This window comes from Robiginitalea sp., from assembly GCF_049588695.1.
GTDB lineage: Bacteria > Bacteroidota > Bacteroidia > Flavobacteriales > Flavobacteriaceae > Robiginitalea.
Window position 1 is genome coordinate 1 of record NZ_JBAVZJ010000492.1, and the last position, 2,259, is coordinate 2,259.

Here is a 2,259-nt window from a genome sequence, read left to right on the forward strand (position 1 = left end):
GTACAACTCACCCGGGACGGGGGCGCCCGTTGGGAAAATGTGACGTCCAACATCCCCGACCTGCCCGCCTGGGGCACCATCGCCAATATTGAACCCTCCCGTTTTGACAAGGGTACCGTATATATCTCAGTGGATTTACATCAGATGGGGGATTTTGATCCCTATGTGTACAAGAGTGAGGACTATGGAAAGACCTGGAAAAAAATCAGCAAGACCGTCCCCAAATCCGTCCACAGTTTTGTGCATGTGGTCAAAGAAGACCCGAAACGTCAGGGCATGCTCTATTTAGGTGTCGATAACGGGGTGTATTTCTCTACCGATGACGGGGCCCACTGGACGCGGCTTCGCAATAACCTGCCCCCGGCCCCGGTATATTGGCTGGAGGTCCAGGAGCGTTTCGATGATTTAGTGGTGGGTACATACGGGAGGGGGTATTACATCCTCGACAATATTTCACCCTTGCGGGAATTCGATGTGGACGCTGCGGATTCGGGAGCGCATTTATTTAGTGTACAACCCGCCTGGCGTTTCCAGGAGCAGCAGGCCATAAAAACAGACGGGCCCAGCCTGAATTCAGGTCGCAATCCCGCCTATGGCGCGGACATCAATTACTTCCTCAAAGACAGTACGGACCAGAAGGTGGAAATCCAGATCCTGTCTGCTGCCGACGAGTTGATCCGGACCCTGGAGGGTTCCAAAGAGGCCGGTATCAACCGGGTAATGTGGGACCTTCGGTACGAACCCACCTATAAGCCCAAACTGCAAACCACGCCTCCGGGCCGCCCCTGGGTGGAGCTGAACGGAGAAGGGTGGCGGCCCCTGGTCACCTGGGACTTGGACCTGATGCGCGGCCAATACGGTCCGCGGGCAGTACCAGCCACCTACAAAGTGAAATTGATCGTTGGAGAACAGGAATACATTCGTGAGTTCGATGTGCTGAAAGACCCGGCCTCCGAGGGTACCTTGGAAGATATTGAGGAGCAGGTAGCCTTTTCCCTGGAATTGCGGGATGCCATGAATACAGCTGTGCTGATGATCAACGAGATGGAGGGCATCCGGGCGGAACTCGATTCGATCCTCCCACAACTGACCCAGGCGGAAGACCTCGTAAAAGCCCGGGAATTACAGGTTCTGGCGGAGTCCATTTCCGCCGCACTCTACGACATTCAATTGACCGGCGCCCGGGAAGATGCCTTCAGGGCCCCGATGAAGCTCTACGGCAGGCTCAGTGCCCTGGCCAGTGACATCACGGGGAAAGGGGCGGATTTCAGACCCACAGACCAGCAGCGGGAAGTCTATGCGATTTTTAACGATCGCCTGCAGGCCGTCGACAAGAAATTCAAAACCTTTATGAAAGTAGAGGTTCAGAAACTCAATAGCCAACTCAAAAAGAGCGAGTTGCAGATCAAAGGGGGGAGCAAGATAAAGTATTGAGGACTGGGACAGTGAATAGGTCCCGAGTCATTATAAGAAATGGTAAGCCAGTAAGAATTAGAGGCTAATCCCAATTTCAGGAGGTTATGCTGACTTAAACAATGGGCTTGAATATGAGGCTCTTCCACACTCCGTTAAAGGGATATTTTATGCACTTTATCGAAGTAATCATAAGGTTCTTGTCAGGATTTATAATATTGGAAAGCCCCATTCTTTAGGACTTACCATATTTTTTTAAGACTTACCCTCGTTGTGGAAGCATAGTGCATGTAAAGGTGTAAAATGCGATGAGTTGGCGTGTATTTACGTCTGGAAAATACTTGTAATTACACTCAAATATTGCTTTATTTTATAATAACACATGACATAATACAAGAAGTGGGTTTTAAGCCTTTGACCTTTGTGGAACAAAAATAAACCAGGCTGCAACCCCGGAATTTTAGAGGTTACTACTGAAAAATAATGGAATATCCTTTGACGAAATAAATTCTATGCGCGTACTGAGAATACATTTATTTCTTTTTGCCCTTGCTATGTTTATGCTTAGCGTATCCTGCAAGGATGAATTAATATTTGAAGAACCACAAATGGAACAGGCCATGAGTGCAGATTCCAAAGTGGCGTCCTTGCTGTACCGGATGACGCTGAATGACGGATCCAAAGACAATATCCTCGACCAGGCGAATTGTTTTACAATCAAGCTTCCTGTGGTGGTTTTAGTGGATGGTGAAGAAGTGGTCATCCAAACTCAGAAGGATTTAAAGGAAATTCGGAAGATCCTGAAAGAGAACGACAAGGATAATGATGACGATGACGATGATGAGG

General features: G+C 48.7%; 2 pseudogenes. Both read left to right on the forward strand.

Annotation, left to right across the window (positions count from 1 at the left end):
- A pseudogene (locus WBV75_RS11495) lies at window positions 1-1,434 on the forward strand (glycosyl hydrolase); the annotation flags it as partial.
- Between the two features lie 491 nt (window positions 1,435-1,925).
- Window positions 1,926-2,259: pseudogene (locus WBV75_RS11500) on the forward strand (hypothetical protein); the annotation flags it as partial.